This window comes from Cupriavidus sp. FW216-B1, assembly GCF_058789195.1.
On the sequence record NZ_JBYTEL010000003.1, the window covers coordinates 1 to 25,428 of the forward strand.

Here is a 25,428-nt window from a genome sequence, read left to right on the forward strand (position 1 = left end):
CCCCCCCCACACCCCCCCCCCCCCCCCCCCCCCCCCCCCCCCCCCCCCCCCCCCCCCCCCCCCCCCCCCCCCCCCCCGCGTTTCTGCCGCTTGTTTTTGCCCGATTCTTTCGACCAGTTCCGACCAGACCAGGAGAGCCTCAATGGCCCGTATCCGCATCACCGCCGGCGGCTACCAGTTCGTCGCCGAGACCAATCCCGACGCCCCGCTCACCGTAGCCGCCTTCACCAAGCTGCTGCCCTATCGCCAGAAGCTGATCCACGTGCGCTGGAGCGGCGAAGGCTGCTGGATTCCGCTGGGCGAGTTCAAGCTCGGCGTGGGCTTCGAGAACCACACCAGCCACCCCTCCGTGGGCGACATCCTGTTCTACCCGGGCGGCTACAGCGAGACCGAGATCATCCTCGCCTACGGCAGCTGCTGCTTCGCCAGCAAGATGGGCCAGCTCGCCGGCAACCACTTCCTGACCATCGTCGAAGGCAAGGAAAACCTGCGCGCGCTCGGCACCAAGGTGCTGTGGGAAGGCGCGCAGGATGTGGTGTTCGAGGCGATGTAGCGCGAGCCATGCGGGGCGCCGCCGGGACGCAGCTTCATGGGTCCCGTTGCGAAATTTCCCCGACAAACTCCGCCATCCGCTTGCTACCCTGCGCAACGCATGCCCGCGCCGCGCAGCCGTCGCGTGCCTCACGGCATGCACGGCCTGCGAAAAAACACCAATGGAAGCGAGCATCACACGATGGCGAAGCACCTGATCCTGTCCGCGCTGCTGCTGGGCAGCGCCGCCCCCGGCGTTCTTGCCGCGGCAGCATGCGTCCCCGCAACCGAGTTCGAACCGCGCACCTGCCTCATCCACCTGCCGCAGATCCGGTCGGTCACGATCACGGAGAATGCGCGGCGCTCGCCGCTGGCCACCGATGCCGACTCCACCTGCAAGGATTTCGTCGTCACCGCGCGCACGGTGCGCCGCTTCCTGACTGGTGCAAGAGAGATCAGTCAGCAGGATGCCCTTCACGCCGTCGACTGGTCGCCGTGCTCGGCCGCCGGCGAGGTGTCGTTCAAGGACGGGAAACGGGGCACGTGGAGTGTCACGCAGTATCGGTCGGGCAATCTGGTCATCGAGGGCGAGCCCGGCGTGTCGCTCTATTGCCCCACGTGCCATTTCAAGCCGTTCCGGTGACGGGGGAATAGTCCCGGGCGAATAGTCCCCGTCCCGGCACGAAACAGGGCCGCGCAGGCTTGCGCGGCCCTGCCGGCGGCATCAGCGCGCCACCACCGCCCCCGCCTCCGGCGCCTTCACCCTGAACCACGCCGCGTACAGCGCCGGCAGGAACAGCAGCGTGAGCGCCGTGGCGACGATCAGGCCGCCCATGATGGCCACCGCCATCGGGCCCCAGAAGGCCGAGCGCGAGAGCGGGATCATGGCCAGCACGGCGGCCGCCGCGGTCAGGATGATGGGGCGGCAGCGGCGCACCGCCGATTCGACGATGGCTTCCCAGGCCGGCGCGCCGCCGCGGATGTCCTGCTCGATCTGATCGACCAGGATCACCGAGTTGCGGATGATCATGCCGAGCAGCGCGGTGATGCCGAGCTGGGCGACGAAGCCCATCGGCGCGCGCAGCAGCAGCAGCGTGGCGGCGGCGCCGATCAGGCCGAGCGGGCCGCTCAGGAACACCATCAGCGCGCGCGAGAAGCTGTGCAATTGCAGCATCAGCAGCGTGAAGATGATGAAGATGCACAGCGGCAGCTGCGCCGCGATGGAGGCGCCGGCCTTGCCGCTTTCTTCCTCGGCGCCGGCGACCGTGATGCGGTAGCCGGGCGGCAATTGCGCGCGCAGCGCGTCGAGCCTGGGATTGATCTGCGCGGTCACGGTGGGGCCCTGGATGCCTTCGACCACGTCGGACTGCACGGTCACGCCGAAGTCGCGGTTCTCGCGCCAGACCACGCCGGGCTCGGAGCGGAACGCGATGCGCGCCACCTGGGTCAGCGGCACCACGCGGCCGCTGGCGGTGGGCACCTGCACGTTCTGCAGGTCGGACATGGCGTCGCGCTCGTTGCGCGGGGCGCGCATCAGGATGTCGATCAGCTTGTCGCCGTCGCGGTACTGGCCGACCGCCACGCCGGTGAGCACGGTCTGGGTCACGCGCGCGATGGCGGTGCTGCTCACGCCGAGCGCGCGCGCCTTGTCCTGGTCGATGTCCAGGCGCAGCACCTTGACGCTCTCGTTCCAGTTGTCGTTGACGCCCAGCGTGTTGGGGTTGGCGCTCATCACCGCCTTGACCTCATCGGCCAGCTTGCGCACGCCGGCCGCTTCGGGGCCGATCACGCGGAACTGCACCGGATAGGCCACGGGCGGCCCGTTGGGCAGCAGCTTGACGCGCCCGCGCAGGTGCGGGAAATCGCTGGCCAGCAGGTCGGTCACGCGCTGGCGCACACGCTCGCGCAGGGCCACGTCGGCCGGCAGCACGATCACCTGCGCCACGTTGCTCTGCGGGAAGATCTGGTCGAGCGGCAGGTAGAAGCGCGGCGCGCCGGTGCCGACGAAGCTGGCCAGGCTGGCGATCTCGCGGTCGTCGCGCAGCGCGCGCTCGAAGCGCCGGGTCTCGGCCTCGGTCTGGGCGAAGCTGCTGCCTTCGGGCAGCCACAATTCCACCATCAGCTCGGGGCGGCTGGAGTCCGGGAAGAACTGCTTCTCGACGAACTTGAAGGCATAGAGGCCGAGGCCGAAAGCCACCAGCGTGACCGCGATCACGGTCTTGCGCCAGGTCACGCACCAGTGCACCAGCCGCCGGAAGCGGTTGTAGAACGGCGTGTCGAAGACCTCGTGCTGGGCGCCCTCGCCGGCCGGGCGGGCCTTGAGCAGCAGGTAGCCCAGGTAGGGCGTGAAATAGACCGCGGCCAGCCACGACAGCACCAGCGCCAGCGCCGTCACGGCGAAGATGGCGAAGGTGTATTCGCCCACCGTGGAGCGCGCCAGCCCCACCGGCAGGAAGCCGGCGGCGGTGATCAGCGTGCCGGTCAGCATCGGCATGGCGGTGGAGGTGTAGGCGAAGGTGGCGGCCTCCATCTTGGAAAAGCCTTCCTCCAGCTTGCGCACCATCATCTCCACCGCGATGATGGCGTCGTCCACCAGCAGCCCGAGCGCCACGATCAGCGCGCCGAGCGAGATCTTGTGCAGGCCGATGCCGAACAGGTTCATGAACAGAAAGGTCACGGCCAGCACCAGCGGGATGGTCAGCGCCACCACCAGCCCGGGCCGCGCGTCCAGGCGCAGCGGCCGGGTGTGCAGGCCGAGCGAGACGAAGCTCACGCCCAGCACGATCACCACCGCCTCGATCAGCACGTGCACGAACTCGCCCACCGAGCGTTCCACCGCCTCGGGCTGGTTCTGCACCTGATCGAGCTCGATGCCGACCGGCAGCTGCCCGCGCAGGCCGTCCATCGCCGCGCGCAGGTTCTTGCCCAGCGCGATGATGTCACCGCCCTTCTCCATCGAGATGCCGAGGCCGATCACTTCCTTGCCCTGGAAGCGCATCTTGCTCTGCGGCGGGTCCACGTAGCCGCGGTAGACGTGGGCGATGTCGCCGAGGCGGATGTTGGCGATGCCGCTGGGTCCGCGCAGCACCAGGTTCTCCAGGTCGGCCACGTCGGCGAACTGGCCCGACAGGCGCACCTGCAGGTTGTCGCCGGGCGTCACCAGCACGCCGCTGGCGTTCATGCCGTTCTGCTGCGAGATCTGGTCGGCGATGGCGTTGATGTCGAGCCCGAGCTGGGCGAAGCGGGCCTGATTGAACTCGATGAAGATCTTCTCGTCCTGCAGCCCGATCAGCGCCACCTTGGCCACCGCGGGCACGCGCAGCAGTTGCTGGCGCACCAGGTCGGCGTACTCGCGCAGTTCCTTGTAGTTGAAGCCGTCGGCGGACAGCGCGTAGATCGAGCCGTACACGTCGCCGAACTCGTCGTTGAAGAACGGCCCGCGCACGCCGGCCGGCAGCGTCTGCGCGATGTCGCCGACCTTCTTGCGCACGGTGTACCAGATCTGCGCGGTCTCTTTGGCCGGCGAGGTGTCCTTGAGCTGGAAGATCACCGTGGTCTCGCCGGGCTTGGAGAAGCTGCGGATCTTGTCGGCGTAGGGCACTTCCTGCAGCTGGCGCTCGATCTTGTCGGTGACCTGCACGGCGATCTGCTCGGCGGTGGCGCCGGGCCAGTAGGCCTGCACCACCATCACGCGGAACGTGAACGGCGGGTCTTCGTCCTGGCCGAGCTGAAAGTAGGCGAACAGGCCGCCCAGCAGCAGCACCACCAGCAGGTAGCGCGTCAGCGGCTGGTGCTCGAGCGCCCAGCGCGAGAGGTTGAAGCGGGAATGTTCCATGCCGCGCGCCTCAGTTGCGCGCGGTGGCGGGCGCCACCGACGGCAGCGGCTTCACCTTCTGGCCGGGCTTGAGCAGGTGCACGCCGGCGGTGACGATGGTCTGCCCCGGCGCCAGCCCCCGCGTGACCTGCACCTCGTTGCCCTGCGGCTCGCCCAGCGTCACGCTGACCGGCCGCACGGTGCCGGCCACCGCGTTGGCGGCGGCCTCGTAGATCCAGACCTGGTTGCCGCCGCCCTGCTGCAGCAGCGCGGACAGCGGCACGCGCAGCGCGGCGCTGTCGCCGGTGCGCGTAAACGTCACCACCGCGGTCATGCCGAACTTGAAGTCGGCCGGCGGGTTGGGCACGCTGACGCGCGCGGCGTAGGTACGCGTGACCGGGTCGGCCATCGGCGCGATCTCGCGCACGCGGCCCGGCAGCGGGCGGCCCGGCTCGGCCCAGGTGCGCACCGTCACGTCCGAGATGCCGCGCAGGCGCTCGACCTGGTCTTCGGGCAGCCCCACGGCCACTTCCTTCTCGGCGGTCTGCGCCACGCGCACCACCGGCTGTCCGGGCGTGACCACCTGGCCGACCTCGGCGTCGATGGCCGTGACCACGCCGTCGGCATCGGCGGGCAGCACGGCATAGGCGGTCTGGTTGGACTGGTTGCGCAGGCCGGCCTCGGCCTGGCGCAGGCGCGACACGGCGGAGTCGAAGGTGGCCTGGCGGCGCTGCTGCTCGGCGGCGCTGATGAAGCCCTTGGCGAACAGGTCGTTGTAGCGCTTGAGATCGGCCTCGGCGAGGTCGCGGTCGGTCCGGGCGGCGTCGAACTGCGCGCGCGAGCCGGCCTCGGCCAGGCCCAGGTCGGTCGGGTCGAGCCGGGCCAGCGGCTGGCCCTTGCGCACCGTGGCGCCCACGTCGACCAGCCGGGCGGCGATCTTGCCGCCCACGCGGAAGCCCAGGCGCGACTCGATGCGGGGCCGCACGTCGCCGGAGAACTCGAAATCGGTCTTGCCGGCGCCTGCCTGCAGGCGCATCAGGCGCACCGGGCGGACTTCCGGGGCCGGCTCCGGCTTGGGGCTGCAGGCCGCCAGCACCGACAGCAGGCCAGCCGCGGCCAGGCAGGCAGCCAGGCCGCGCGCGCTCCGGGCGGCCCGGCCGACTCGGCCGGCGGGCGCGGAAAGCGAGGAAGAAAACACTTCGGCGGCCGCGACGTCCGGCCTGGGGCAAGGCACTGGCATGAATTGAGCGTGAGATCGGTGGGACTGCGGGCACAGCGAGAGCCGGCGGGGCAATTAATAACCCGCCGGTCAGCAATATAGCGGGGTGGACCCGAATGCGTCAAACGGCGCTCCGTGGGGGAAGCCCTCTAAAGCGCCCGCGGCGGCGCTTGCCGACCGTCCCGGACACCACCGGCAGGCGATGGCGGCAAGCGCGGCGGATTGTCGCAGCAGCGCGCCCGGCGCATGCGGGCCGGCGCGGGCGCGGTGCTACAATCCGCCGCGTTCCCCGGGCGGCCCCGCCGTCCGGCGCGGATGCCCCCCGCGGATGCCCCCACTTCACCGACCGAGACCGGCGTGACGCCCGATCAGTATTGCCAAGACAAAGCCGCCCGCAGCGGCTCCAGCCTCTATTACAGCTTCCTGTTCCTGCCGCCCGCGCAGCGCCAGGCGATGACGGCGCTGCACGCCTGGTGCCGTGAGATCGGCGATGCCGTCGACGACACCCAGGACGCCAGCGTGGCGCACCAGCAACTGGCCTGGTGGCGCAACGAGATCGGCCAGATGTTCATGGGCGCGCCCAGCCATCCGGTCACGAAGGCGCTCCAGCCCCACGCGCAGGCCGCCGGGCTGACGCAGGCGATGTTCGGCGAGGTGCTCGAAGGCATGGAGATGGACCTCGCCCAGTCGCGCTACCTCGACGACATCGCGCTGGCCCGCTATTGCCATCACGTGGGCGGCGTGGTCGGCACCATGAGCGCGCGCCTGCTGGGCTGCCAGGACCCCAGCACGCTGGCATTCGCCGAAAAGCTCGGCCTGTCGCTGCGGCTGGTCGACATCCTGCGCGACGTGGGCGAGGACGCCCGGCGCGGGCGCATCTACCTGCCCGTCAACACCATGCAGCGCTTCCAGGTGCCGGCGGCCGAGATCACGCGCGGCACGCATTCGGAGCGCTTCGCCGCGCTGATGCGCGAGCGCGCCGGGCAGGCCCGCGCGCTGCACCGCGAGGCGCTGGCGCTGCTGCCGCGCGCCGACCGCCGTGCCCAGCGCGCCGCGCTGGTGATGGGCGCGATCCACCAGGCGCTGCTCGACGAGCTGGAGGCGAGCGACTTCCAGGTGCTGAACCAGCGCATCTCGCTCACGCCCATGCGCAAGCTGTGGATCGCGTGGAAGACGTGGCTGCGCAACCGCTGACGCGCGCCGGGCGCGCCAGGCGCGTGGTTTGCCGCGAGAATTGAGCGCGCCGGCGGCGTTATCATCCCGGTTTCACCCCCGTTTCGCCATTCCCGCTTCGCGCCGCCCGCCCGCCGGGGGCGCGCCGCTGCTGGCACGCTTTTCTTTCCTGCCATGACCCAGTTCACTCCGCTCCCGCAAGCCGGCGCCCCGCTCGGCCAGACCATCCTCGACCAGGCCGACGCGCTGGCCCGCTTCTCGGACATGGAAGGCGGCCTGACCTGCGCCTACCTGACCCCGGCCCACCGCGCCGCGCAGGCGCAACTGGCCGAGTGGATGCGCGCGGCCGGCATGGCGGTGCGCATCGACGCCATCGGCAACGTGATCGGCCGCTACGCCGCCGACCCCGCCGCGGGCGAGGCGGCGCGCGTGCTGATGACCGGCTCGCACTTCGATACGGTGCGCAACGGCGGCCGCTACGACGGCCGGCTCGGCATCCTGCTGCCGGTGGCGGTGGCGGGCGCGCTCAACGCGGCCGGCATCCGCCTGCCCTATCACTTCGACGTGGTCGCCTTCGCCGAGGAAGAAGGGCTGCGCTTCAAGACCAGTTTCCTGGCCAGCAGCGTGCTGGCCGGCCGCTTCGACCCGGCCCTGCTGGCGCGCGCCGACGCCGACGGCGTGACGCTGCGCGAGGCGCTGGCCGCCTCCGGCCTGCCGGGCGCGGGCAGCCTCGACGCGCTGCGGGCCGCGGCGGTCGATCCCGCCACGCTGCACGGCTTCGTCGAGGTCCACATCGAACAGGGCCCGGTGCTGCTGCACCACGAACTGCCGCTGGGCGTCGTCACCCAGATCGCCGGCAGCAGCCGCTTCCAGGTGCGCGTGCGCGGTCTGGCCAGCCACGCTGGCACCACGCCGATGACCATGCGCAAGGACGCCGCCGCCGCGGCGGCCGAGATGGTGCTGCTGGTGGAGCGCCGCTGCGGCGAGGCGCCCACGCTGGTGGGCACCGTGGGCCAGTTGCAGGTGCCGAACGGGTCGAGCAACGTCATTCCCGGCGAGTGCGTGTTCTCGATGGACATCCGCGCCGGCGAGGACGGCATCCGCGAAGCCGCCATCGCCGACATCCTGGCCGGCATCGAGGCCATCGCCGCGCGGCGCGGCCTGGCCGCCGAGGTGGAGCGCGTGGCGCCGGTCAACAACGCGCCGTGCGCGCGCTGGCTGATGGACCAGTTCGGCGCGGTGCTGAAAAAGCGCGGGCTGGAAGCGTTCGAGCTGCCCTCGGGCGCCGGCCACGACGCCATGATGATGCAGCGCATCACCGACGTGGCCATGCTGTTCGTGCGCTGCGGCAACGGCGGCATCAGCCACAACCCGCTGGAGACCATCACCGCCGCCGATGCCCAGCTCGCGGCGGAAACGTTCGTGGATTTCCTGCGGCATTTCCAGCCGCACGGCTAGGCGCCGCGGGCGGGATCGGTAAGAGGCATGCCAATCACAACGCCCCGCCGGAAGGCCGGCAAGCCCGCGCAGGCATGGTGCGGGCAAGGGGCGGGCATGCGGCGGGCGCGGCGTCAGCCGCCCTGGTACATCTCCCGCCCGAGGTCGTAGAGGTTCTGGCGCAGCTTGCGGCGCTCGTCGGGCGACAGCTTGTCGTTGGACTGGTCGCGCGACAGCCGTTCGTTGAGATCGCGCTCGGCGCGGTACTTGCCGGCGCGGGCGCGCGCCTCGTCCTGGCCGAAGCGCTCGCGCTCGTTGCGCGCGAAGCCGTCGCGGGCGGGGGGATTGGGCGCGGCGGCCCGCCCCGGACTCTGCAGCAGATGCGCCATGCCCGGCGACTGGGCATGGCCGGCGCCGGCGGCGAGCAGCAATGCCACCGCCGCGCCGGTACGATAAAGAGAAATCCCGGCGCGCTTGCGGGTAACTTTCATTGATAATGGCGGTTTTCGCTTCTGGAACGGCGGCCGGCCGGCCTGCCGGAAGCAGGAGATCCCGTTGCCCCGCCGCGCGCATCCTCCGGTATTGCCGGGGTCGTGCACGGCGACACCCGCGCAAGCGGCACGAACTGCGGCAAAACCCGCGGTGCGAGCCGCAGTACAAGCCGCGGCAAAGCCGCGGTACGAGCGCGCGCGGGCGCGGCTGCGGAAACGGTATGCGGCAGTGTACAAGGACGCCGGATGCGCGCCGCCATGCCACGGGGTAAAGTATGTAACCTTTTGTTAAGCCATTTTGAGCGAAAGCGATTGTCGCTAAGATACCGCCATGGAAAATACCAGCCACAAGATTCTCGTCGTGGACGACGATCCCCGTCTGCGCGACCTGCTGCGCCGCTACCTTGGCGAACAGGGCTTCACGGTACTGGTAGCGGAAAACGCCACCGCGATGAACAAGCTCTGGCTGCGCGAGCGTTTCGACCTGCTGGTCCTCGACCTGATGATGCCCGGCGAGGATGGCCTGTCGATCTGCCGCCGCCTGCGCGGGGCCAATGACCAGACCCCGATCATCATGCTCACCGCCAAGGGCGAGGACGTGGACCGCATCGTCGGCCTCGAGATGGGCGCCGACGACTACCTGCCCAAGCCGTTCAACCCGCGCGAGCTGATCGCCCGCATCCACGCCGTGCTGCGCCGCAAGGGTCCGGCCGAGGTGCCCGGCGCGCCCTCGGAAACGCCGGAGACCTTCGCCTTCGGCGACTTCGTGCTCAACCTGGCCACGCGCACGCTGACCAAGAACGACGAGGAGATCACGCTGACCACCGGCGAATTCTCGGTGCTCAAGGTGTTCGCCCGCCATCCGCGCCAGCCGCTGTCGCGCGAGAAGCTCATGGAAATGGCGCGCGGGCGCGAATATGAAGTCTTCGACCGCAGCCTCGACGTGCAGATCTCGCGCCTGCGCAAGCTGATCGAACCCGATCCGGGCAACCCGAGGTTCATCCAGACCGTCTGGGGGCTCGGCTACGTATTCATTCCCGATGGCGTGAAGTAAGGCGCCGCGCATGGCGACCGCCCTCGGCCGCGCGGCCACACGCCTGTTCGGTTCGCTGTTCTGGCGGACCTTCATGCTGATCGCCCTCCTGCTGGCGCTTTCGCTCGGTATCTGGTTCCAGAGCTACCGGCTGTTCGAGCGCGCGCCGCGCGCCCAGCAGATCGCCATGCAGGTGGTCAGCGTGGTCAAGCTCACGCGCGCCGCCCTGCTCTATTCCGACCCCGCGCGGCGGCGCTTCCTGCTGCTCGACCTGGTGCAGAACGAAGGCATCAAGGTCTACCCGCGCGAGAAGGACGACGATTTCTCCCGACCCACGACCAACCCGTTCCTGACCCAGCTGGTGCAGCAGGAGATCCGCGGCCGGCTCGGCGAGGACACCGTGATCGCCACCACCGTCAACGACATTCCCGGCGTGTGGGTCAGCTTCGAGATCGAGGGCGACGACTACTGGGTGGCGATCAGCCCCGAGCGCTTCGAGCGCGTGCCCGGCATCCAGTGGCTGTGGTGGAGCATCGCCGCGCTGCTGCTGTCGATCATCGGCGCCGCCTTCATCACCTCGCTGGTCAACCATCCGCTCAAGCGGCTGGCCAACGCGGCGCGCGCCATCGGCGGCGGCGGCGACCCGCCCACGCTGCCCGAGCACGGCGCCAGCGAAGTGGCGCTGGCCAACCACAGCTTCAACCAGATGGTGCGCGACCTGCGCCAGCTCGACGACGACCGCGTGGTCATGCTGGCCGGCATCTCGCACGACCTGCGCACGCCGCTCACGCGGCTGCGGCTGGAGACCGAGATGTCGCCCGTGGACGACGCCACGCGCGAGGCCATGATCGCCGACATCGAGCAGATGGACGCGATCATCGGCCAGTTCCTCAATTACGCCCGCCCCGCGCTGGAAACGGTGGAGCCGGTCGACCTGTCGGCGCTGGTGCAGGACGCGGTGGGCGTCTACGGCGCGCACGACGACGTGCAGGTGCACGTGCGCGCGGGCGAGCCCGTGATGGCGGTGGCCAACCGCATGGAAGTACAGCGCATCCTCGACAACCTCGTCGAGAACGCGCGGCGCTACGCCAAGGCCGAGGACAACGGCGTGGCGGTGGTCGAGATCAGCACCCGCATCGAAGACAAGGAAGCGGTGCTGACCGTGGCCGACAACGGCAGCGGCGTGCCCGAGGCGCAGCTGCCGCTGCTCACGCGCCCGTTCTACCGGCTCGACGGCGCGCGCAGCGAGGCCAAGGGCGCGGGGCTGGGGATGTCGATCGTCAACCGCATCCTGCAGCGCAACGGCGGCCGGCTGATGCTGGCCAACCGGCCGCCGCCCGAGACCGGGCTGGTGGTGAGCGCATTTTTCCGGCGCGCCTAGCAGCCGTTTCAAGAGGATCCTGGCGGCGTCGCATCGAAGGCCATTTCGCCGTGCCCCGCGCGGGCATCGCGAAATGGCCTTCCGCATTTCCGCCCCAGCCCTGCGCCCGGAAAGTCCGCCGCAAGTGCCCCTCCCCACACCCGCGCCGGCGACTGACAGGTTTTCGACAGCCGCTGATATCAATTTGAAAGGCCTTTGACAGCGGATTGACAGCGCCCCGGCGCAAACTCCCGCCATCAGCCGGACCGCCGCCCACGGCACCGCGCAGCCACGTGCGCGGCCTCCCCGCAAGGCTGACAGAAACCACCACAATCAAGCCGCCGGGACTGACCGGCGGCGCCTGCGAGAGACAGCCACATGTCAAGCTCCACGTCCCAGCAGCACGGGTTCCGTACCGTGTTCCGCGTTGTCAGCGGCAACTTCCTGGAAATGTACGATTTCATGGTGTACGGCTTCTACGCCGCCGCCATCGCCAGGACGTTCTTTCCGAGCGGCAACGAATTCGCTTCCCTGATGCTTTCGCTCGCGACCTTCGGCGCGGGCTTCCTGATGCGCCCGCTCGGCGCGATCGTGCTGGGCGCCTACATCGACCACCACGGCCGCCGCAAGGGCCTGATCCTGACGCTGGTGCTGATGGCGTGCGGCACCCTGCTGATCGCCTGCGTGCCGGGTTATGCCTCGATCGGCGTGGCCGCGCCGCTGCTGGTGCTGGCCGGGCGCCTGCTGCAGGGCTTTTCCGCCGGCGTCGAGCTCGGCGGCGTGTCGGTCTACCTGGCGGAAATCGCCCAGCCCGGCAAGAAGGGCTTCTACGTGGCCTGGCAGTCGGCCAGCCAGCAGGTCGCGGTGATCTTCGCCGGTCTGCTGGGCGTGGCGCTGCACGCGCTGCTGTCGCCCGAGCAGATGGGCGAATGGGGCTGGCGCGTGCCGTTCGTGATCGGCTGCCTGATCGTGCCGTTCCTGTTCCTGATCCGCCGCTCGCTGGAAGAGACCGAGGAATTCAAGGCGCGCAAGCACCGCCCGAGCGTGGGCGAGATCTACCGCTCGATGGCCGCCAACTGGCGCATCATCGTGGCCGGCTGCCTGCTGGTGGTGATGACCACGGTGTCGTTCTACATGATCACGGCCTACACGCCGACCTTCGGCAAGACCGTGCTCAAGCTCGACGACGTGGACAACCTGATCGTCACCATGTGCATCGGCCTGTCCAACTTCATCTGGCTGCCGCTGATGGGCGCCGTGTCGGACCGCGTGGGCCGCAAGCCGATGCTGATCCTGTTCACCGTCCTCACGCTGGCCACGGCCTATCCGGCGGTATCGTGGCTGGTGGCCGAGCCGTCGTTCGGCCGCCTGCTGATGGTGGAGCTGTGGCTGTCCTTCCTGTACGGCGGCTATAACGGCGCGATGGTGGTGGCGCTGACCGAAGTGATGCCGCCGGCGGTGCGCACGGCCGGCTTCTCGCTGGCGTACAGCCTCGCCACGGCACTGTTCGGCGGCTTCACGCCGGCGATCTCCACCTACCTGATCCACAGCACCGGCAACAAGGCCGCGCCCGGCCTGTGGCTGATGTTCGCCGCCGCGTGCGGGCTGGCCGCCACGCTGACGATCTTCCGCGCCGGCCGGCAGCAGGCCTACGTGGAAGCGGCCGGCAAGGCCGCCTGAACACGGCCGCCATGCGGCACCGGCGCGCCGGCCGCGCGCCGGTGGAGTAGACTTCCGATGCCGGCCGGCCTGGCCTGCGCGATGCCCCTGCATGGCACGCGCGGCGCGTGTCCCGGCTGACATGGCGCCGCAACATGCGGCGGCCACCATCGTTGGCCGGCGTGCATGGCCGGTGCGCGCAGGCGCCACCCCGGCTATCGGGCTCTTTGAGATTTTCAATTAGCCCGGCCTCCGGGGATGACGCATAATCCATGTTCGTTGCGCTGCTGTTCTGCCCCCCGGCGGATGGCGGCGCGAGCGTCTCTCTTCAACCGCATCCAGGAGCAGTCTATGAAGACCGTTGGTGACAAGATCGAAGCCTTCCACGTCGTCGGTGTCAAGCCGGGTTTCAACAACCATGAAGAGAATGGCCAGTCGGCATTCGAAGACATCACCGAGAAGTCGTTCGAAGGCAAGTGGAAGATCATTTACTTCTACCCGAAGGACTTCACCTTCGTGTGCCCGACCGAAATCGTTGCCTTCGCCAAGCTCAACGGCGACTTCGCCGACCGCGACGCGATCGTGCTGGGCGGCTCGACCGACAACGAATTCGTGAAGCTGGCATGGCGCCGTGAACACAAGGACCTGAACAAGCTGGACCAATGGCAGTTCGCCGACGTGACCGGCTCGCTGATCGACCAGCTCGGCGTGCGTGACCACGCCGCGGGCGTCGCCCTGCGCGCCACCTTCATCGTCGACCCGGACAACGTGATCCAGCACGTGTCGGTGAACAACCTGAACGTCGGCCGCAACCCGGACGAAGTCCTGCGTATCCTGGACGGCCTGCAAACGGACGAACTGTGCCCGTGCAACCGCGCCGTTGGCGGCGCCACGCTGTAAGCTTCAGTACGGCTTGCATGCAGCGCAAACTGCCGGTGCCACAAGGCCGGCGGTTTGCGGCGATCTGCGCGCGGGCTACGGCCCGCGTCTCGAAACCCGCCCCGGCGGGTTTTTTGAGCCCCTACCGATAGGAGATTTGTATGGAATTCATCAGCACGATTAAGGGCCTGATTCCCGACTACGCCAAGGACATCCGCCTGAACCTCGACGGCACCATCGCGCGCTCCTCGCTCGAGGGCAACGATGCCGTGGCCGTGGCCCTGGCCGCCGCCTTCGCCGCCAAGAGCCGCGTGCTCGTCGACACGATCCGCAACTCCGGCGTGCTGTCGCCCGAGGAAACCAACGCGGTGCTGACCGCCGCCGCGCTGATGGGCATGAACAACGTCTGGTATCCGTACATCGAGATGGCCGACGACCCCGATCTGGCCAGCCAGCCCGCGGGCCTGCGCATGAACGCGTATGCCACGCACGGCGGCGTGGACAAGCGCCGCTTCGAGATGTATGCGCTGGCCGCGTCCATCGTCGGCAAGTGCCATTTCTGCGTCAAGTCGCACTACCAGCTGCTCAAGAACGAGCAGGGCATGACCGCGCAGCAACTGCGCGACGTGGGCCGCATCGCCGCCGTGATCGTGGCGGCCGCCAACGTGATCGCCGCGGAATAAACTCCCCGCAAAACGCCCCCGCAGCTCGCCACGGGCGGGAAGGCAGGCGCCTTCCCGCCATGTTGGCCACCGCATCGGCCAACATGACGGCCACCGCACCGGCGCCTGTTGCCGGCGCGCCAAGTCGGTAATTCACTGACTGCTTTTGTGCTCCGAAGGGCCTACAATCCAGCAAGGTCACAGCCTTCGCCCCACCATGAGCACCCTGCCTTCGCATACTTCCCCGCGCTTTCGCTACCGTCTCGCCGCCGTGCACGACTGGGGCGACATCGCCGCCGTGACCCAGCAGGCCTACGGGCAGTATGAGCTGGAGATCATGGAGGACTGCCGCGCGTCGTTCCAGCAGGGCATGAAGTCCGTGCTGGCGGCGAACACCTCGGAAATGGAATGGTGGGTGGCGGAGACCGATCACGGCGTCAGCGGCGCCGTGCTGTTCTGCCATCCCGGCGCGACCGTGCCGGTGCTCGACGGCAGCACCGTCACGCTGGCCCTGCCCGAGGCGCGGCTGCTGGCGGTCAGCCCGCAGGCGCGCGGGCTGGGCCTGGGGCGCACGCTGATGCAGGTCTGCATCCAGCGCACGCGCGACATCGGCGCCGGCGCGCTGCTGGTGCGCACCATGCCCGAGATGAAGTCCGCCAACCGCCTGTGCCAGCAGATGGGCTTCGTCAAGCGCACCGAGGCCGGCGCGCGCGCGGGCGCGATGGCCCGCCTGATCGACTACGTCTACGCGGTGCCGCCCGAAGGCGCGGCGGCGCCCAAGGGCTGAGCGCGCGCGTCGCTCCTCCGTTTTCCCTCGATCCTTCAGTCCTGCTGCTGCGTGATCGTGCCGCGCCAGATCAGCACCACCGCCTGCGCCACGATGCCTTCCTGGCGCCCCTCGAAGCCGAGCTTCTCGTTGGTCTTGGCCTTGACGTTGCAGCTCGCGGGCGGCAGCCCGAGGTCCTCGGCCAGGTTGGCCACCATGCCGCCGACGTGCGGCGCCAGCTTCGGCGCCTGCGCGATCACCGTCGCGTCCACGTTGCCGATCTCGTAGCCGGCCTCGCGCACGCGCCGGGCCGCCTCGCGCAGCAGCACGCGGCTGTCGGCGCCGGCGAAGCGCGCGTCGGTGTCGGGGAAATGGCGGCCGATGTCGCCCAGGCCGGCCGCGCCGAACAGCGCGTCGGTGATGGCGTGGAGCAGCGCGTCCGCGTCGGAGTGGCCCAGCAGGCCGCGGTCGTGGGGAATGTCCACGCCGCCCAGGATGAGCTTGCGCCCGGGCACCAGGGCATGTACGTCGTAGCCTTGGCCGACACGGATATCGAATGGGGTCATGGAAGCGTCACTCCTTCAGGGACAGGGGTTCGAATGGGCAAGGCGGATCAGGACCGCGCGGCGGCGTCGCCCAGCAGCAGCTCGGCCAGCGCGAAGTCTTCCGGATACGTCACCTTGAAGTTGCGCAGCGAGCCGTTCACCAGGCGCGGATGCAGGCCCAGCCGCTCGATGGCGCTAGCCTCGTCCGTCACCACCGCGCCGGCCGCCAGCGCTTCCTGCAGGGCCTGGCGCAGCACGCCGATGCGGAACATCTGCGGCGTCTGCGCCTGCCACAGGCCTTCGCGCGGCACGGTGGCGCCGATGCGCACCGCCGCGCCCTGGCCCGGCGCGTCGCTGGCGCGCTTGAGCGTGTCGGGCACGGGGATCGCGAGGATGCCGCCGATGGCGGCGTCGGGGCCGTCTTCCTCACCGCCCTCGCCTTCCACCGCGCGCACCAGCGCGTGGATCATGGCGGGCGTCAGGCCGGGGCGCGCGGCATCGTGCACCAGCACCCAGTCGCGCTCGGTGGCGCCGAGCTGCGCCAGGTGATGCAGGCCCGCCAGCACCGAGGCGTGGCGCGTGTCGCCGCCCACGAAGGCGGTATCGAAGCGCAGCCCGGCAAACGTGCCGGCGCCGAAGCGCGACTCCAGCGGCATGTCGTCCGGCGCCAGCACCAGCGCGGTCGCGCTGACGGCATCGCAGGCGGCGAAGGCAGCCAGCGCGTACCAGATCATCGGCCGGCCGGCCACGGTCTGGTATTGCTTGGGCAGGCGGCCGCCGGCGCGGCTGCCGGTACCGGCACAGGGGATCAGGGCAAAGCGGCGGACGGACACGGATGGCGCAAGGAAACGAAGTGGGTGCGCGGGGCACGGGACGCGCGGCAAGGCCAGCGGATGCTGGCCGCCGGGGGGAAGGCGGGCAAACGCGGCTCCTGATGCGCAGCTCTTGGAACGGCTGTTGAAACGTGGATTCGGTGCGCATTCTATAATACGGCCTTCGCTCGCGGACAAACGGGCGATGAAAGCACAATGCCGAAGCGCGCCGCCGCCTGCTTCGGCACGGGTTGCATGCAGCGACACCCCGCCCGCGATGCCGGCGGGGTGTCGCTGCTGCGCGGCCCGCGCTTTCTCGTTCGTCTTGCCGCCGTCCTGCGTTCGTTTCGCGTTCGTTGTGTGGCCCGCTGTGTAGCCCGCCGCGTGCCCGCCGTGCGTTGTGCGTGGCGCCGCATGCGTGCGTCACATGTGTCCACTAACGTGCCCATGCCACCGATGCGCGACGATACGCGACGATACGCGCGCGTTTGCTCGATTGCCCGATTGCCCGCGCCCTGCCGCTCCGGTGCCCCGGTGTCCGTTTGCCGAATGCCCGCCGCAGCAAGGCCTCCGCACCCAACCGCCAGTCCGTACCTGATGCCCGAAGCCAATCGTCCCGTCCCTTTCGCCAGCCTGCCCTTGGTCAAGGCCGGCCAGCGCCACACCATCGCCGGCCTGCCGGGCTCCGCCGACGCGCTGGCGCTGGCCGCCTACGCGCGCCAGCACCGCGCGCGCGTGCCGATGCTGGCGGTGGTCTGCGCCAACGCGACCGACGCGCAGCGGCTGGCCGACGAGATCCCGTGGTTCGCGCCGGAGCTGCGCGTGCGCCTGCTGCCGGACTGGGAAACGCTGCCCTACGACAGCTTCTCGCCGCACCAGGACCTGGTCTCCGAGCGGCTGGCCACGCTGCACGACATCCAGGGCGGCCAGTGCGACATCATGCTGGTGCCGGCGCAGACCGTGCTCTACCGGCTGGCGCCGCCGGCCTTCCTGGCAGCCTACACCTTCTTCTTCAAGCAGGGCGAGCGGCTCGACGAAAACGCGCTCAAGGCGCAGTTCACGTTGGCCGGCTACGAGCACGTCAGCGCGGTGATGCGCCCCGGCGAGTACAGCGTGCGCGGCGGGCTGATCGACCTCTATCCGATGGGCTCCACGCTGCCCTACCGCATCGACCTGTTCGGCGACGAGATCGAGACCATCCGCGCGTTCGACCCCGACACGCAGCGCAGCCTCTACCCGGTCAAGGAAGTGCGCCTGCTGCCGGGCCGCGAATTCCCGCTCGACGAAGCCGCGCGCACCGCCTTCCGCGGCCGCTGGCGCGAGCTGTTCGAGGGCGACCCGACCAAGTCGCCGATCTACAAGGACATCGGCAACGGCGTGCCGTCGGCCGGCATCGAGTACTACCTGCCGCTGTTCTTCGAGCAGACCGCGACCGCCTTCGACTACCTGCCGGCGGGCAGCCAGCTTGCCTTCGTGGGCGACGTGCCCGACGCCATCCGCCGCTTCTGGGCCGACACCACGCAGCGCTACAACTTCATGCGGCACGACCGCGAGCGCCCGCTGCTCACGCCGGCCACGCTGTTCCTCTCCGACGAGCAGTTCTTCACCGCCGCCAAGCCGCTCGCGCGCCTGGTGCTGCAGGCGACCAACGACAACACCGCCGCCGCGCCGCTGGCCGAGGCCCTGCCCGACGTCTCGGTCAACCGCCGCGCCGAAGACCCGCTGGTCAACCTCGAGGCGCTGCTGCTCAGGAAGGACCGGCGCGTGCTGATGTGCGCCGACTCCGCCGGCCGGCGCGAGACGCTGATGCAGCTGTTCGGCGAGAGCGGCCTGCGCCCGCTGCCGGTGGACGATTTCGCCGCGTTCCTGGCCGGCGACTCGCATTTCTCCATCGCGGTGGCGCCGCTGCAGAGCGGCTTCGCGCTGCCGGCCGCCGACGGCGGCGCGCCGCTGGCCTTCGTCACCGAGGCCGAGCTCTACGCCGGCGTGGCGCGCCGCACCGGACGGCGCAAGCAGGAACAGGCCAGCGCGGTCGATTCGATGGTGCGCGACCTGGCCGAGCTCAAGATCGGCGACCCGGTGGTGCACAGCGAGCACGGCATCGGCCGCTACCAGGGGCTGGTGACGCTGGACCTGGGCCAGGGCAACGAGGAATTCCTGCACCTGGACTACGAGAAAGGCAGCAAGCTCTACGTGCCGGTGCACCAGCTGCACGTGATCTCGCGCTACTCCGGCGCCGACCCCGACACCGCGCCGCTGCACTCGCTCGGCTCCGGCCAGTGGGAGCGCGCCAAGCGCCGCGCCGCGCAGCAGATCCGCGACACCGCCGCCGAGCTGCTCAACCTGTACGCGCGGCGCGCGGCGCGCGAGGGCCATGCGTTCCCGCTCTCGCCCAGGGACTACGAGAAGTTCGCCGAGAGCTTCGGCTTCGAGGAAACGCCGGACCAGGCCGCCGCCATCTCCGCGGTGATCGCCGACATGACCTCGGGCAAGCCGATGGACCGCCTGGTGTGCGGCGACGTGGGCTTCGGCAAGACCGAGGTGGCCTTGCGCGCGGCCTTCGTCGCGGTGATGGGCGGCAAGCAGGTGGCCATGCTGGCGCCCACCACGCTGCTGGCCGAGCAGCATTTCCAGAACCTCTCCGACCGCTTCGCCGAATGGCCGGTGCGCATCGTCGAGCTGTCGCGCTTCAAGACCAGGAAGGAGATCGACGGCGCCATCAAGATGATCAACGACGGCACCGCCGACATCGTCATCGGCACCCACAAGATGCTGTCCGACGACGTGCGCTTCCAGCGCCTGGGCCTGGTCATCATCGACGAGGAACATCGCTTCGGCGTGCGCCAGAAGGAGGCGCTCAAGACGCTGCGCGCCGAGGTCGACGTGCTGACGCTGACCGCCACGCCGATCCCGCGCACGCTGGGCATGGCGCTCGAAGGCCTGCGCGACTTCTCCGTGATCGCCACCGCGCCGCAGAAGCGCCTGGCCATCAAGACCTTCGTGCGGCGCGAGGAAGACGGCGTGCTGCGCGAGGCCATCCTGCGCGAGCTCAAGCGCGGCGGCCAGGTCTACTTCCTGCACAACGAGGTCGAGACCATCGAGAACAAGCGCGCCAAGCTCGCCGAGCTGGTGCCGGAGGCGCGCATCGCGGTGGCGCACGGGCAGATGCACGAGCGCGAGCTGGAGCGCGTGATGCGCGATTTCGTCGCGCGGCGCGACAACATCCTGCTGTGCACCACCATCATCGAGACCGGCATCGACGTGCCGACCGCCAACACCATCCTGATCCACCGCGCCGACAAGTTCGGCCTGGCGCAGCTGCACCAGCTGCGCGGGCGGGTCGGGCGCTCGCACCACCAGGCCTACGCCTACATGCTGGTGCACGACGTGGACGGCCTGAGCAAGCTGGCGCAGCGCCGGCTCGAGGCGATCCAGCAGATGGAGGAACTGGGCTCGGGCTTCTACCTAGCCATGCACGACCTGGAGATCCGCGGCGCCGGCGAAGTGCTCGGCGACAAGCAGTCGGGCGAGATCCACGAGATCGGCTTCCAGCTCTACACCGACATGCTCAACGCCGCCGTGAAGGCGCTCAAGGGCGGCAAAGAGCCGGACCTGATGGCGCCGCTGGCGGCCACCACCGAGATCAACCTCGGCACGCCGGCGCTGCTGCCCAGCGACTACTGCACCGACGTGCACGAGCGCCTGTCGCTGTACAAGCGGCTGGCCAACTGCGAGACGGCCGAGCGCGTGGACGACATCCAGGAAGAGCTGATCGACCGCTTCGGCCGCCTGCCGGACCAGGCCCAGGCGCTGATCGAGACGCACCGCCTGCGCATCGCCGCGGTGCCGCTGGGCGTGCGCAAGATCGACGCGAACGAGACCGCCATCAGCATGCAGTTCCTGCCCAACCCGCCCATCGACGCGCTCAGGATCATCGAGCTGGTGCAGAAGAACCGCCACATCAAGCTGGCCGGCCAGGACAAGCTGCGCATCGAGGGCAAGATGGCCGACGTGGCCGTGCGCGCGCAGACCATCAAGCACACCCTGCGGCAACTGGCCTGATCATTGCTCGCTTCCCGGGTCCGCCACGCTGCGGCCCCGGGATGGTGCGCCACGCATGGACCCCGGTCCGCGCGCGGTGTAGCATCACCCGCTTGACACCTTATCCAAAGCCATACCAAAGGCACCCCGCCATGCAAGCCGACACCCTCAGCAAGCCTGCCGACGCCGCCCCCCGCGGCAGCGCCCTCGACTGGATCCAGCGCCTGGTCAGCTACGACACCACCAGCCGCCATTCCAACCTCGGCCTGATCGAGACGGTACGCGACCATTTCCTCGCCAAGGGCCTGCGTCCGCACCTGAGCTACAACCCGCAGAACGACAAGGCCAACCTGTTCGTCACCGTGCCCGCCGCCAACGGCGCCACCGACGGCGGCATCGTGCTGTCCGGCCACACCGACGTGGTGCCGGTGGACGGCCAGAACTGGACCACCGACCCGTTCAAGCCGGTGATGCGCGACGGCCGCCTGTACGGCCGCGGCACCTGCGACATGAAGGGCTTCATCGGCACCAGCCTAGCGCTGCTGCCCACCATCCTGCAGGCCAAGCTGCGCGAGCCGGTGCACTACGCGCTGTCGTTCGACGAGGAAATCGGCTGCATGGGCGCGCCCTACCTGCTGGCCGAGCTGCGCGAGCGCGGCGTGCGCCCGGCCGGCTGCATCGTGGGCGAGCCCACCAGCATGCGCGTGATCGTCGCGCACAAGGGCATCAACGCCTACCGCTGCTGCGTCAAGGGCCAGGCCGCGCATTCGTCGCTCACGCCCAGAGGCGTCAACGCCATCGAATACGCCGCGCGCCTGATCTGCTTCATCCGCGACATCGCCGACGAGTTCAAGGCCAACGGCCCCTACGACCAGGCCTTCGACGTGCCGTTCACCACCGCGCAGACCGGCACCATCCAGGGCGGCATCGCGCTCAACACCATCCCGGCGCTGTGCGAGTTCGTGTTCGAGTTCCGCAACCTGCCCGGGGTCGACCCGGAAGCGATCTTCGCGCGCATCCAGGCCTACGCCAACGACGTGCTGCTGCCGAAGATGCGCGCCGAGCATGCCGACGCGGGCCTGGCCATCAGCAAGATCGCCGCCGCGCCCTCGCTCGACGTGGCCGAGCAGGAAGCCATCACGCAACTGGTGCGCGTGCTGACCGCCGACCGCGACGTCAACAAGGTGGCCTACGGCACCGAGGCCGGCCTGTTCCAGCGCGCCGGCATCCCGGCCGTGGTGTGCGGCCCCGGCGATATCCAGCAGGCCCACAAGCCGGACGAGTACGTCGAGCTGACGCAGCTCGCCGCGTGCGAGTCGTTCCTGCACAAGGTGATCGACAGCCTGCGCGTGAGCTGAGCGGAATCGGCTCCGCGGGGTTGTGGGGCCGGCGGGCGCGCGGACGTTTACAATACGGGTCCTTGCCGCCACGGCGGCCTGCCATTCCGCATCCAACGCCACCCGGCGCGCCGCGCGCGCCCGCATCCACGCCATGCCCCTGATTCTCCAAAGCCTCGCGCCGATCGGCGCCGCCGACCTCGACGCGCTGCGTTCCCTGGCCCAGGCGCCGCAACTGGCCGCGCGCACCGGCCAGGTCGCCACCGCCGACGACTGCGCGCCGCTCACGCCCGCGCTGCGCGAGGCGCTCGACGCCTTCTGCGGCCCGCGCGCCATCGACTGGGCCATCGTGCCGGCCGGGCGCAGGCTGTCGGACTTCAGGCTGGTGGCGATGGACATGGACTCCACGCTCATCACCATCGAGTGCATCGACGAGATCGCCGATTTCTGCGGCCTCAAGGCCGAGGTCTCGGCCATCACCGAGGCCGCCATGCGCGGCGAGATCACCGATTTCAACGAGAGCCTGCGCCGCCGCGTGGCGCTGCTCAAGGGCCTCGACGCCAGCGTGCTGGAGCGCGTCTACGAAGAGCGCCTGCGCCTGTCGCCGGGCGCCGAGAACATGCTGCGGGCCGTGCAGGCGCTGGGCCTGCGCACGCTGCTGGTGTCGGGCGGCTTCGTGCATTTCACCGACAAGCTCAAGCCGCGGCTGGGCCTCGACTTCACGCGCGCCAACACGCTGGAGATCGTCGGCGGCAAGCTTACCGGCCAGGTGCTCGGCGAGATCGTCAACGCCGACGTGAAGGCCCGCACGGTGCGCGAGGTGTGCGCGCAGATCGGCGCCGATCCGGCCCAGGCCATCGTCATGGGCGACGGTTCCAACGATCTCAAGATGATGGCCGTGGCCGGCCTCTCGGTGGCGTTCCGCGCCAAGCCGGTGGTGCGCGCGCAGGCCAGCGTGGCGTTCAACCACGTCGGGCTCGACGGCCTGCTGCAACTGTTCCCGCACTGATTTCCGCGCGTTGATCCGCCCCGCCCCGGGACGCGCGCAGCCAGCCCTACCCCGGCGCCCGCCGGGGTTTCCCCTCCGTCCCGCCGTCTGATCGTCCCTGCCCGCCCGCGCGCAGGGCGCCTTGTCACGCACCGTTGCGGGGCAAATTTCCCTCTCCAGGCTTGCAAGTACAAATCGTAATCATTATCATTTGTCTTTTCCAGAATAATCCCGACCCGCCATGCAAGTGCTCGCCGTGCTGCTTGGGTTGGGCGGCGCCTGTGGTTTTTATCTTGCATCGCCCAACCAGCGCCTTCTTTCTCCCCTGCCATCCGCCGCCACCGCCTGGCTGTGCCGGGCAGCGGCAGTAGCCGTCGCCGTGTCGGCCTGGGCATGGAGCACGGCGCAGGGCTGGCCCTGCGCCATTGCCGCGACGCTGGCCACGGTCGGCACCGGCCTGTCGCTGTGGCCGTTCGCGGGCGCCTGCCTCGATGCGCGGCGCCAGCGCCAGGAGCGGCAACCGGCGGGAGCCGCCCGATGACGGCGGCGAGCCTGCGCGGCGCGCGCAAGCCCCGGCCCGGCATGGGCACCAGGTGGCTGGCCGGCACGCTGCTGGGCCTGCCGCTGTCCGTGGCGCTGTGCGCGCTGTCCGTGATGTGGCTGCCGGGCGGCTGGCAGAGCGGCGCCGTCGGCGCCATGCTGGCGTGCCTGCCGCTGTGGGTGGCCATCATCAGCGCCTCGGTGCTGTTCCGCAGCAGCCTGGCCGCGTGGTCGTGGCTGGCGGCCGGCAACGCGGCCGCGTTCGGCGCGCTGTGGGCCTGGCGCCTGCTGGCGGGCGGCGCGGCATGACCCCGCGCAACAGGAGCGACACATGAAAGCCGCCACGCTGCGCCTTTACCAGACCCTGCATACCTGGGTCGGCCTGATGGCCGGCTGGGCCCTGTTCATCGCCTTCTTCGCCGGGGCCATCACGGTCTTCCACGAGGAACTGCACACGTGGCAGTCGCCGGGACGCGCACTCGCCGACCGCCCGGCGGCGCAGGGCGCCGATCCCGCCGCGCTGGACCATTTCATGCGCGCGCTGGTGGCGGCGCATCCCAGGAGCGCGGAAAGCGCCTACGTCACGCTGCCGACCGTGCACGAGCCCGAGTTCACCGCCTACTGGCTGGACCAGGACGGCAACTGGCAGACCAGCAGCTCCGGCAAGCTCGAAGCCGGCCGGAACACGCCCGGGGACACCTCGCTCGATGCCGAGCACGGCGAGCTGGCGGCGTTCATCGACAGCCTGCACTACACGCTGGGCGTGCCGGTGGCGGGCAACTATTTCATGGGCGCGGTCTCGGTGCTGTACGGCCTGGCGCTGGTGTCCGGCGTGCTGCTGCACCTGCCGCGCCTGAAGGCGGACCTGTTCGCGGTCCGGCCCGGGCGCAACCTCAAGCGCTTCTGGATGGACGCGCACAACGTGATCGGCCTGTTCAGCCTGCCCTTCCATCTCGTGTTCGCCATCACCGGCGCCGTGCTGTGCCTGGCGATGGTGCTGATCACGACGTTCAACGTGCTGGCCTTCGACGGCAAGCTGTTCGAGGCGCTGCCGCGCCTCACCACCGCCTCGCCGGAGCTGAAGGCGGCGGGCCGGCCGGCGCCGATGCTGCCGGCGGCCACGCTGATGGAGGCCGCGCGCGCCAGCGCTGGCGCGCGCTTCACGCCGCTGTCGGTGCGCTACCAGCACTACGGCGACGCCCGCGCCCTGATCGAGATCCGCGGCAACAGCGCGCGCGCGCTCGGCAACTATGGCTCGGTCTCCGTGCACGCCGCCGCCGGCCAGCCCGACAGCGGCCGCGTGCTCGCGGACCAGACCGCCGGGCGGCGCGACGCCAACCACGCCATCTACAGCGCCATCTACGCCCTGCACTTCGGCACCTACGGCGACCTCGCGCTGCGCCTGGTCTACCTGATTGGCGGGCTGGCCGGCGCCTTCCTGTTCTACTCCGGCAACCTGCTGTGGATCGAGTCGCGCCGCAAGACCCGCCAGGCAGAGCAGCCGCGCGTGCACCGCCTGCTGGCGCAGGCCACCGTGGGCGTGTGCATCGGTTGCTGCATCGGCGTGGCCGCGGCCTTCTGCGGCGCGCTGGTCTGGCCCGGGCGCGCGGCCGGCTGGCACTACTTCCCGGTATTCTTCGCCGCGCTGGCCTGGGCGCTGCTGCGCGCGCCGGCGCGCGCGGCCATCGAACTGCTGTGGGCCGCCGCGGCCGGCGCCGCGCTGGTGCCGGCGGTCAACGCGGCGATGACCGGCGACTACCTGTGGCAGGCGGCGCTGGCCGGCCACTGGGCCGTGGCCGGTTTCGACTTCGGCGCGCTGGCGCTGGCCTGCGGCTTTGCCGTGCTGGCCCTGGCCACGCGCCGGCGCGCGCGCAACGGGCCGCCGCATTCGGTGTGGGCCCTGCCGGCGCGCGGCGACCCCGCCACCGCGGCCAAGGCGGCCAAGGTGCCGGCGTCGCTGGCCGAGCCGTCCTGAGCGCCGCGGCGCCCGCCTTTCATCCGCTTTCGTCGTACCCGTCCGGGCCCGCCAGCGGGCTGGCCTGGCCTCACTTTTCCTAAAGAACCGTCCTTATGCCTTCTTTTCGCCCATCGCAAGGGTGCGCCGCCGCATGCGCGCCCGCTCTCCGGCTCTCGCCTGTCGC

General features: G+C 70.1%; 21 protein-coding genes. 16 read left to right on the plus strand and 5 right to left on the minus strand.

Annotation, left to right across the window (positions count from 1 at the left end):
• The first annotated feature begins 142 nt into the window (after window positions 1–142).
• On the plus strand, window positions 143–553 hold the full coding sequence (locus AC3WXD_RS09755; RefSeq protein WP_059413065.1) for a DUF3830 family protein: 411 nt from the start codon (window positions 143–145) through the stop codon (window positions 551–553).
• A gap of 180 nt (window positions 554–733) precedes the next feature.
• Window positions 734–1,174, plus strand: a complete 441-nt coding sequence (locus AC3WXD_RS09760; RefSeq protein ID WP_492323596.1) for a hypothetical protein — start codon at window positions 734–736, stop codon at window positions 1,172–1,174.
• An 81-nt stretch (window positions 1,175–1,255) separates the two neighbouring features.
• Here AC3WXD_RS09760 and AC3WXD_RS09765 read toward each other — a convergent pair whose 3' ends face one another.
• Both AC3WXD_RS09765 and AC3WXD_RS09770 read right to left on the minus strand, forming a co-directional pair.
• Window positions 1,256–4,366 (minus strand): efflux RND transporter permease subunit, encoded by a 3,111-nt coding sequence (locus AC3WXD_RS09765; protein WP_492323597.1) that lies wholly within the window; start codon window positions 4,364–4,366, stop codon window positions 1,256–1,258.
• Between the two features lie 10 nt (window positions 4,367–4,376).
• Complete coding sequence (locus AC3WXD_RS09770; RefSeq protein WP_492323598.1) at window positions 4,377–5,585, minus strand: efflux RND transporter periplasmic adaptor subunit; 1,209 nt, start codon at window positions 5,583–5,585, stop codon at window positions 4,377–4,379.
• Between the two features lie 336 nt (window positions 5,586–5,921).
• On the opposite strand from AC3WXD_RS09770, the gene hpnD reads away from it, so the two are divergent.
• Together hpnD and AC3WXD_RS09780 are read left to right on the plus strand one after the other, a co-directional pair.
• Window positions 5,922–6,758: a presqualene diphosphate synthase HpnD gene (gene hpnD / locus AC3WXD_RS09775; protein WP_020201250.1), complete on the plus strand. Its 837-nt coding sequence runs from the start codon at window positions 5,922–5,924 to the stop codon at window positions 6,756–6,758.
• 153 nt (window positions 6,759–6,911) lie between these two features.
• A complete protein-coding gene (locus AC3WXD_RS09780; RefSeq protein ID WP_492323599.1) occupies window positions 6,912–8,195 on the plus strand; it encodes a Zn-dependent hydrolase in 1,284 nt (427 codons plus the stop codon).
• A 113-nt stretch (window positions 8,196–8,308) separates the two neighbouring features.
• Here AC3WXD_RS09780 and AC3WXD_RS09785 read toward each other — a convergent pair whose 3' ends face one another.
• Window positions 8,309–8,665 (minus strand): hypothetical protein, encoded by a 357-nt coding sequence (locus tag AC3WXD_RS09785; protein ID WP_029043237.1) that lies wholly within the window; start codon window positions 8,663–8,665, stop codon window positions 8,309–8,311.
• Window positions 8,666–8,996: 331 nt separating this feature from the next.
• Between AC3WXD_RS09785 and ompR the strand changes: the two genes are divergently transcribed.
• From ompR to AC3WXD_RS09815, 6 genes are all read left to right on the plus strand, one after another.
• Window positions 8,997–9,719 carry an osmolarity response regulator transcription factor OmpR gene (ompR, locus tag AC3WXD_RS09790; RefSeq protein WP_006576352.1) on the plus strand — a complete coding sequence of 241 codons (723 nt, stop codon included), beginning with the start codon at window positions 8,997–8,999 and terminating at the stop codon, window positions 9,717–9,719.
• Window positions 9,720–9,729: 10 nt separating this feature from the next.
• Window positions 9,730–11,079: an ATP-binding protein gene (locus AC3WXD_RS09795; RefSeq protein ID WP_020201247.1), complete on the plus strand. Its 1,350-nt coding sequence runs from the start codon at window positions 9,730–9,732 to the stop codon at window positions 11,077–11,079.
• 357 nt (window positions 11,080–11,436) lie between these two features.
• Complete coding sequence (locus tag AC3WXD_RS09800) at window positions 11,437–12,738, plus strand: MFS transporter (protein ID WP_029043236.1); 1,302 nt, start codon at window positions 11,437–11,439, stop codon at window positions 12,736–12,738.
• Window positions 12,739–13,068: 330 nt separating this feature from the next.
• On the plus strand, window positions 13,069–13,617 hold the full coding sequence (locus tag AC3WXD_RS09805) for a peroxiredoxin (protein ID WP_020201245.1): 549 nt from the start codon (window positions 13,069–13,071) through the stop codon (window positions 13,615–13,617).
• A 140-nt stretch (window positions 13,618–13,757) separates the two neighbouring features.
• Complete coding sequence (locus AC3WXD_RS09810; RefSeq protein WP_020201244.1) at window positions 13,758–14,279, plus strand: carboxymuconolactone decarboxylase family protein; 522 nt, start codon at window positions 13,758–13,760, stop codon at window positions 14,277–14,279.
• A gap of 196 nt (window positions 14,280–14,475) precedes the next feature.
• Window positions 14,476–15,045, plus strand: coding sequence for a GNAT family N-acetyltransferase (locus tag AC3WXD_RS09815; protein WP_020201243.1), 570 nt, complete (start codon window positions 14,476–14,478; stop codon window positions 15,043–15,045).
• A 35-nt stretch (window positions 15,046–15,080) separates the two neighbouring features.
• On the opposite strand, the gene ispF is transcribed toward AC3WXD_RS09815, so the two are convergent.
• Window positions 15,081–15,590 carry a 2-C-methyl-D-erythritol 2,4-cyclodiphosphate synthase gene (gene ispF, locus AC3WXD_RS09820; RefSeq protein ID WP_020201242.1) on the minus strand — a complete coding sequence of 170 codons (510 nt, stop codon included), beginning with the start codon at window positions 15,588–15,590 and terminating at the stop codon, window positions 15,081–15,083.
• A gap of 47 nt (window positions 15,591–15,637) precedes the next feature.
• Complete coding sequence (gene ispD / locus AC3WXD_RS09825) at window positions 15,638–16,402, minus strand: 2-C-methyl-D-erythritol 4-phosphate cytidylyltransferase (protein WP_492323600.1); 765 nt, start codon at window positions 16,400–16,402, stop codon at window positions 15,638–15,640.
• A gap of 576 nt (window positions 16,403–16,978) precedes the next feature.
• Between ispD and mfd the strand changes: the two genes are divergently transcribed.
• The 6 genes from mfd (at window position 16,979) to AC3WXD_RS09855 (ending at window position 25,262) form a co-directional block, all read left to right on the plus strand.
• Complete coding sequence (gene mfd / locus AC3WXD_RS09830; RefSeq protein ID WP_492323601.1) at window positions 16,979–20,443, plus strand: transcription-repair coupling factor; 3,465 nt, start codon at window positions 16,979–16,981, stop codon at window positions 20,441–20,443.
• 131 nt (window positions 20,444–20,574) lie between these two features.
• A complete protein-coding gene (gene argE / locus AC3WXD_RS09835) occupies window positions 20,575–21,780 on the plus strand; it encodes an acetylornithine deacetylase (protein ID WP_492323602.1) in 1,206 nt (401 codons plus the stop codon).
• Window positions 21,781–21,913: 133 nt separating this feature from the next.
• Entirely contained in the window at window positions 21,914–22,768 is an 855-nt protein-coding gene (gene serB / locus AC3WXD_RS09840) for a phosphoserine phosphatase SerB (protein ID WP_020201238.1), read from the plus strand.
• A gap of 220 nt (window positions 22,769–22,988) precedes the next feature.
• Entirely contained in the window at window positions 22,989–23,288 is a 300-nt protein-coding gene (locus AC3WXD_RS09845) for a hypothetical protein (protein ID WP_492323603.1), read from the plus strand.
• Window positions 23,285–23,596 (plus strand): hypothetical protein, encoded by a 312-nt coding sequence (locus AC3WXD_RS09850; protein WP_020201237.1) that lies wholly within the window; start codon window positions 23,285–23,287, stop codon window positions 23,594–23,596. Before AC3WXD_RS09845 ends, AC3WXD_RS09850 begins: the two co-directional genes overlap by 4 nt.
• A gap of 22 nt (window positions 23,597–23,618) precedes the next feature.
• Entirely contained in the window at window positions 23,619–25,262 is a 1,644-nt protein-coding gene (locus AC3WXD_RS09855) for a PepSY-associated TM helix domain-containing protein (protein WP_492323604.1), read from the plus strand.
• Window positions 25,263–25,428: the final 166 nt, after the last annotated feature.

Excerpts from the sequence above, each read along its gene's own strand:
- AC3WXD_RS09755 (WP_059413065.1), top strand. The coding sequence starts at position 143 with ATGGCCCGTATCCGCATCACCGCCGGCGGCTACCAGTTCGTCGCCGAG.
- AC3WXD_RS09760 (WP_492323596.1), top strand. The coding sequence starts at position 734 with ATGGCGAAGCACCTGATCCTGTCCGCGCTGCTGCTGGGCAGCGCCGCC.
- AC3WXD_RS09765 (WP_492323597.1), bottom strand. The coding sequence starts at position 4,366 with ATGGAACATTCCCGCTTCAACCTCTCGCGCTGGGCGCTCGAGCACCAG.
- AC3WXD_RS09770 (WP_492323598.1), bottom strand. The coding sequence starts at position 5,585 with ATGCCAGTGCCTTGCCCCAGGCCGGACGTCGCGGCCGCCGAAGTGTTT.
- AC3WXD_RS09780 (WP_492323599.1), top strand. The coding sequence starts at position 6,912 with ATGACCCAGTTCACTCCGCTCCCGCAAGCCGGCGCCCCGCTCGGCCAG.
- AC3WXD_RS09785 (WP_029043237.1), bottom strand. The coding sequence starts at position 8,665 with ATGAAAGTTACCCGCAAGCGCGCCGGGATTTCTCTTTATCGTACCGGC.
- ompR (WP_006576352.1), top strand. The coding sequence starts at position 8,997 with ATGGAAAATACCAGCCACAAGATTCTCGTCGTGGACGACGATCCCCGT.
- AC3WXD_RS09795 (WP_020201247.1), top strand. The coding sequence starts at position 9,730 with ATGGCGACCGCCCTCGGCCGCGCGGCCACACGCCTGTTCGGTTCGCTG.
- AC3WXD_RS09800 (WP_029043236.1), top strand. The coding sequence starts at position 11,437 with ATGTCAAGCTCCACGTCCCAGCAGCACGGGTTCCGTACCGTGTTCCGC.
- AC3WXD_RS09805 (WP_020201245.1), top strand. The coding sequence starts at position 13,069 with ATGAAGACCGTTGGTGACAAGATCGAAGCCTTCCACGTCGTCGGTGTC.
- AC3WXD_RS09810 (WP_020201244.1), top strand. The coding sequence starts at position 13,758 with ATGGAATTCATCAGCACGATTAAGGGCCTGATTCCCGACTACGCCAAG.
- AC3WXD_RS09815 (WP_020201243.1), top strand. The coding sequence starts at position 14,476 with ATGAGCACCCTGCCTTCGCATACTTCCCCGCGCTTTCGCTACCGTCTC.
- ispF (WP_020201242.1), bottom strand. The coding sequence starts at position 15,590 with ATGACCCCATTCGATATCCGTGTCGGCCAAGGCTACGACGTACATGCC.
- mfd (WP_492323601.1), top strand. The coding sequence starts at position 16,979 with ATGCCCGAAGCCAATCGTCCCGTCCCTTTCGCCAGCCTGCCCTTGGTC.
- argE (WP_492323602.1), top strand. The coding sequence starts at position 20,575 with ATGCAAGCCGACACCCTCAGCAAGCCTGCCGACGCCGCCCCCCGCGGC.
- serB (WP_020201238.1), top strand. The coding sequence starts at position 21,914 with ATGCCCCTGATTCTCCAAAGCCTCGCGCCGATCGGCGCCGCCGACCTC.
- AC3WXD_RS09845 (WP_492323603.1), top strand. The coding sequence starts at position 22,989 with ATGCAAGTGCTCGCCGTGCTGCTTGGGTTGGGCGGCGCCTGTGGTTTT.
- AC3WXD_RS09850 (WP_020201237.1), top strand. The coding sequence starts at position 23,285 with ATGACGGCGGCGAGCCTGCGCGGCGCGCGCAAGCCCCGGCCCGGCATG.
- AC3WXD_RS09855 (WP_492323604.1), top strand. The coding sequence starts at position 23,619 with ATGAAAGCCGCCACGCTGCGCCTTTACCAGACCCTGCATACCTGGGTC.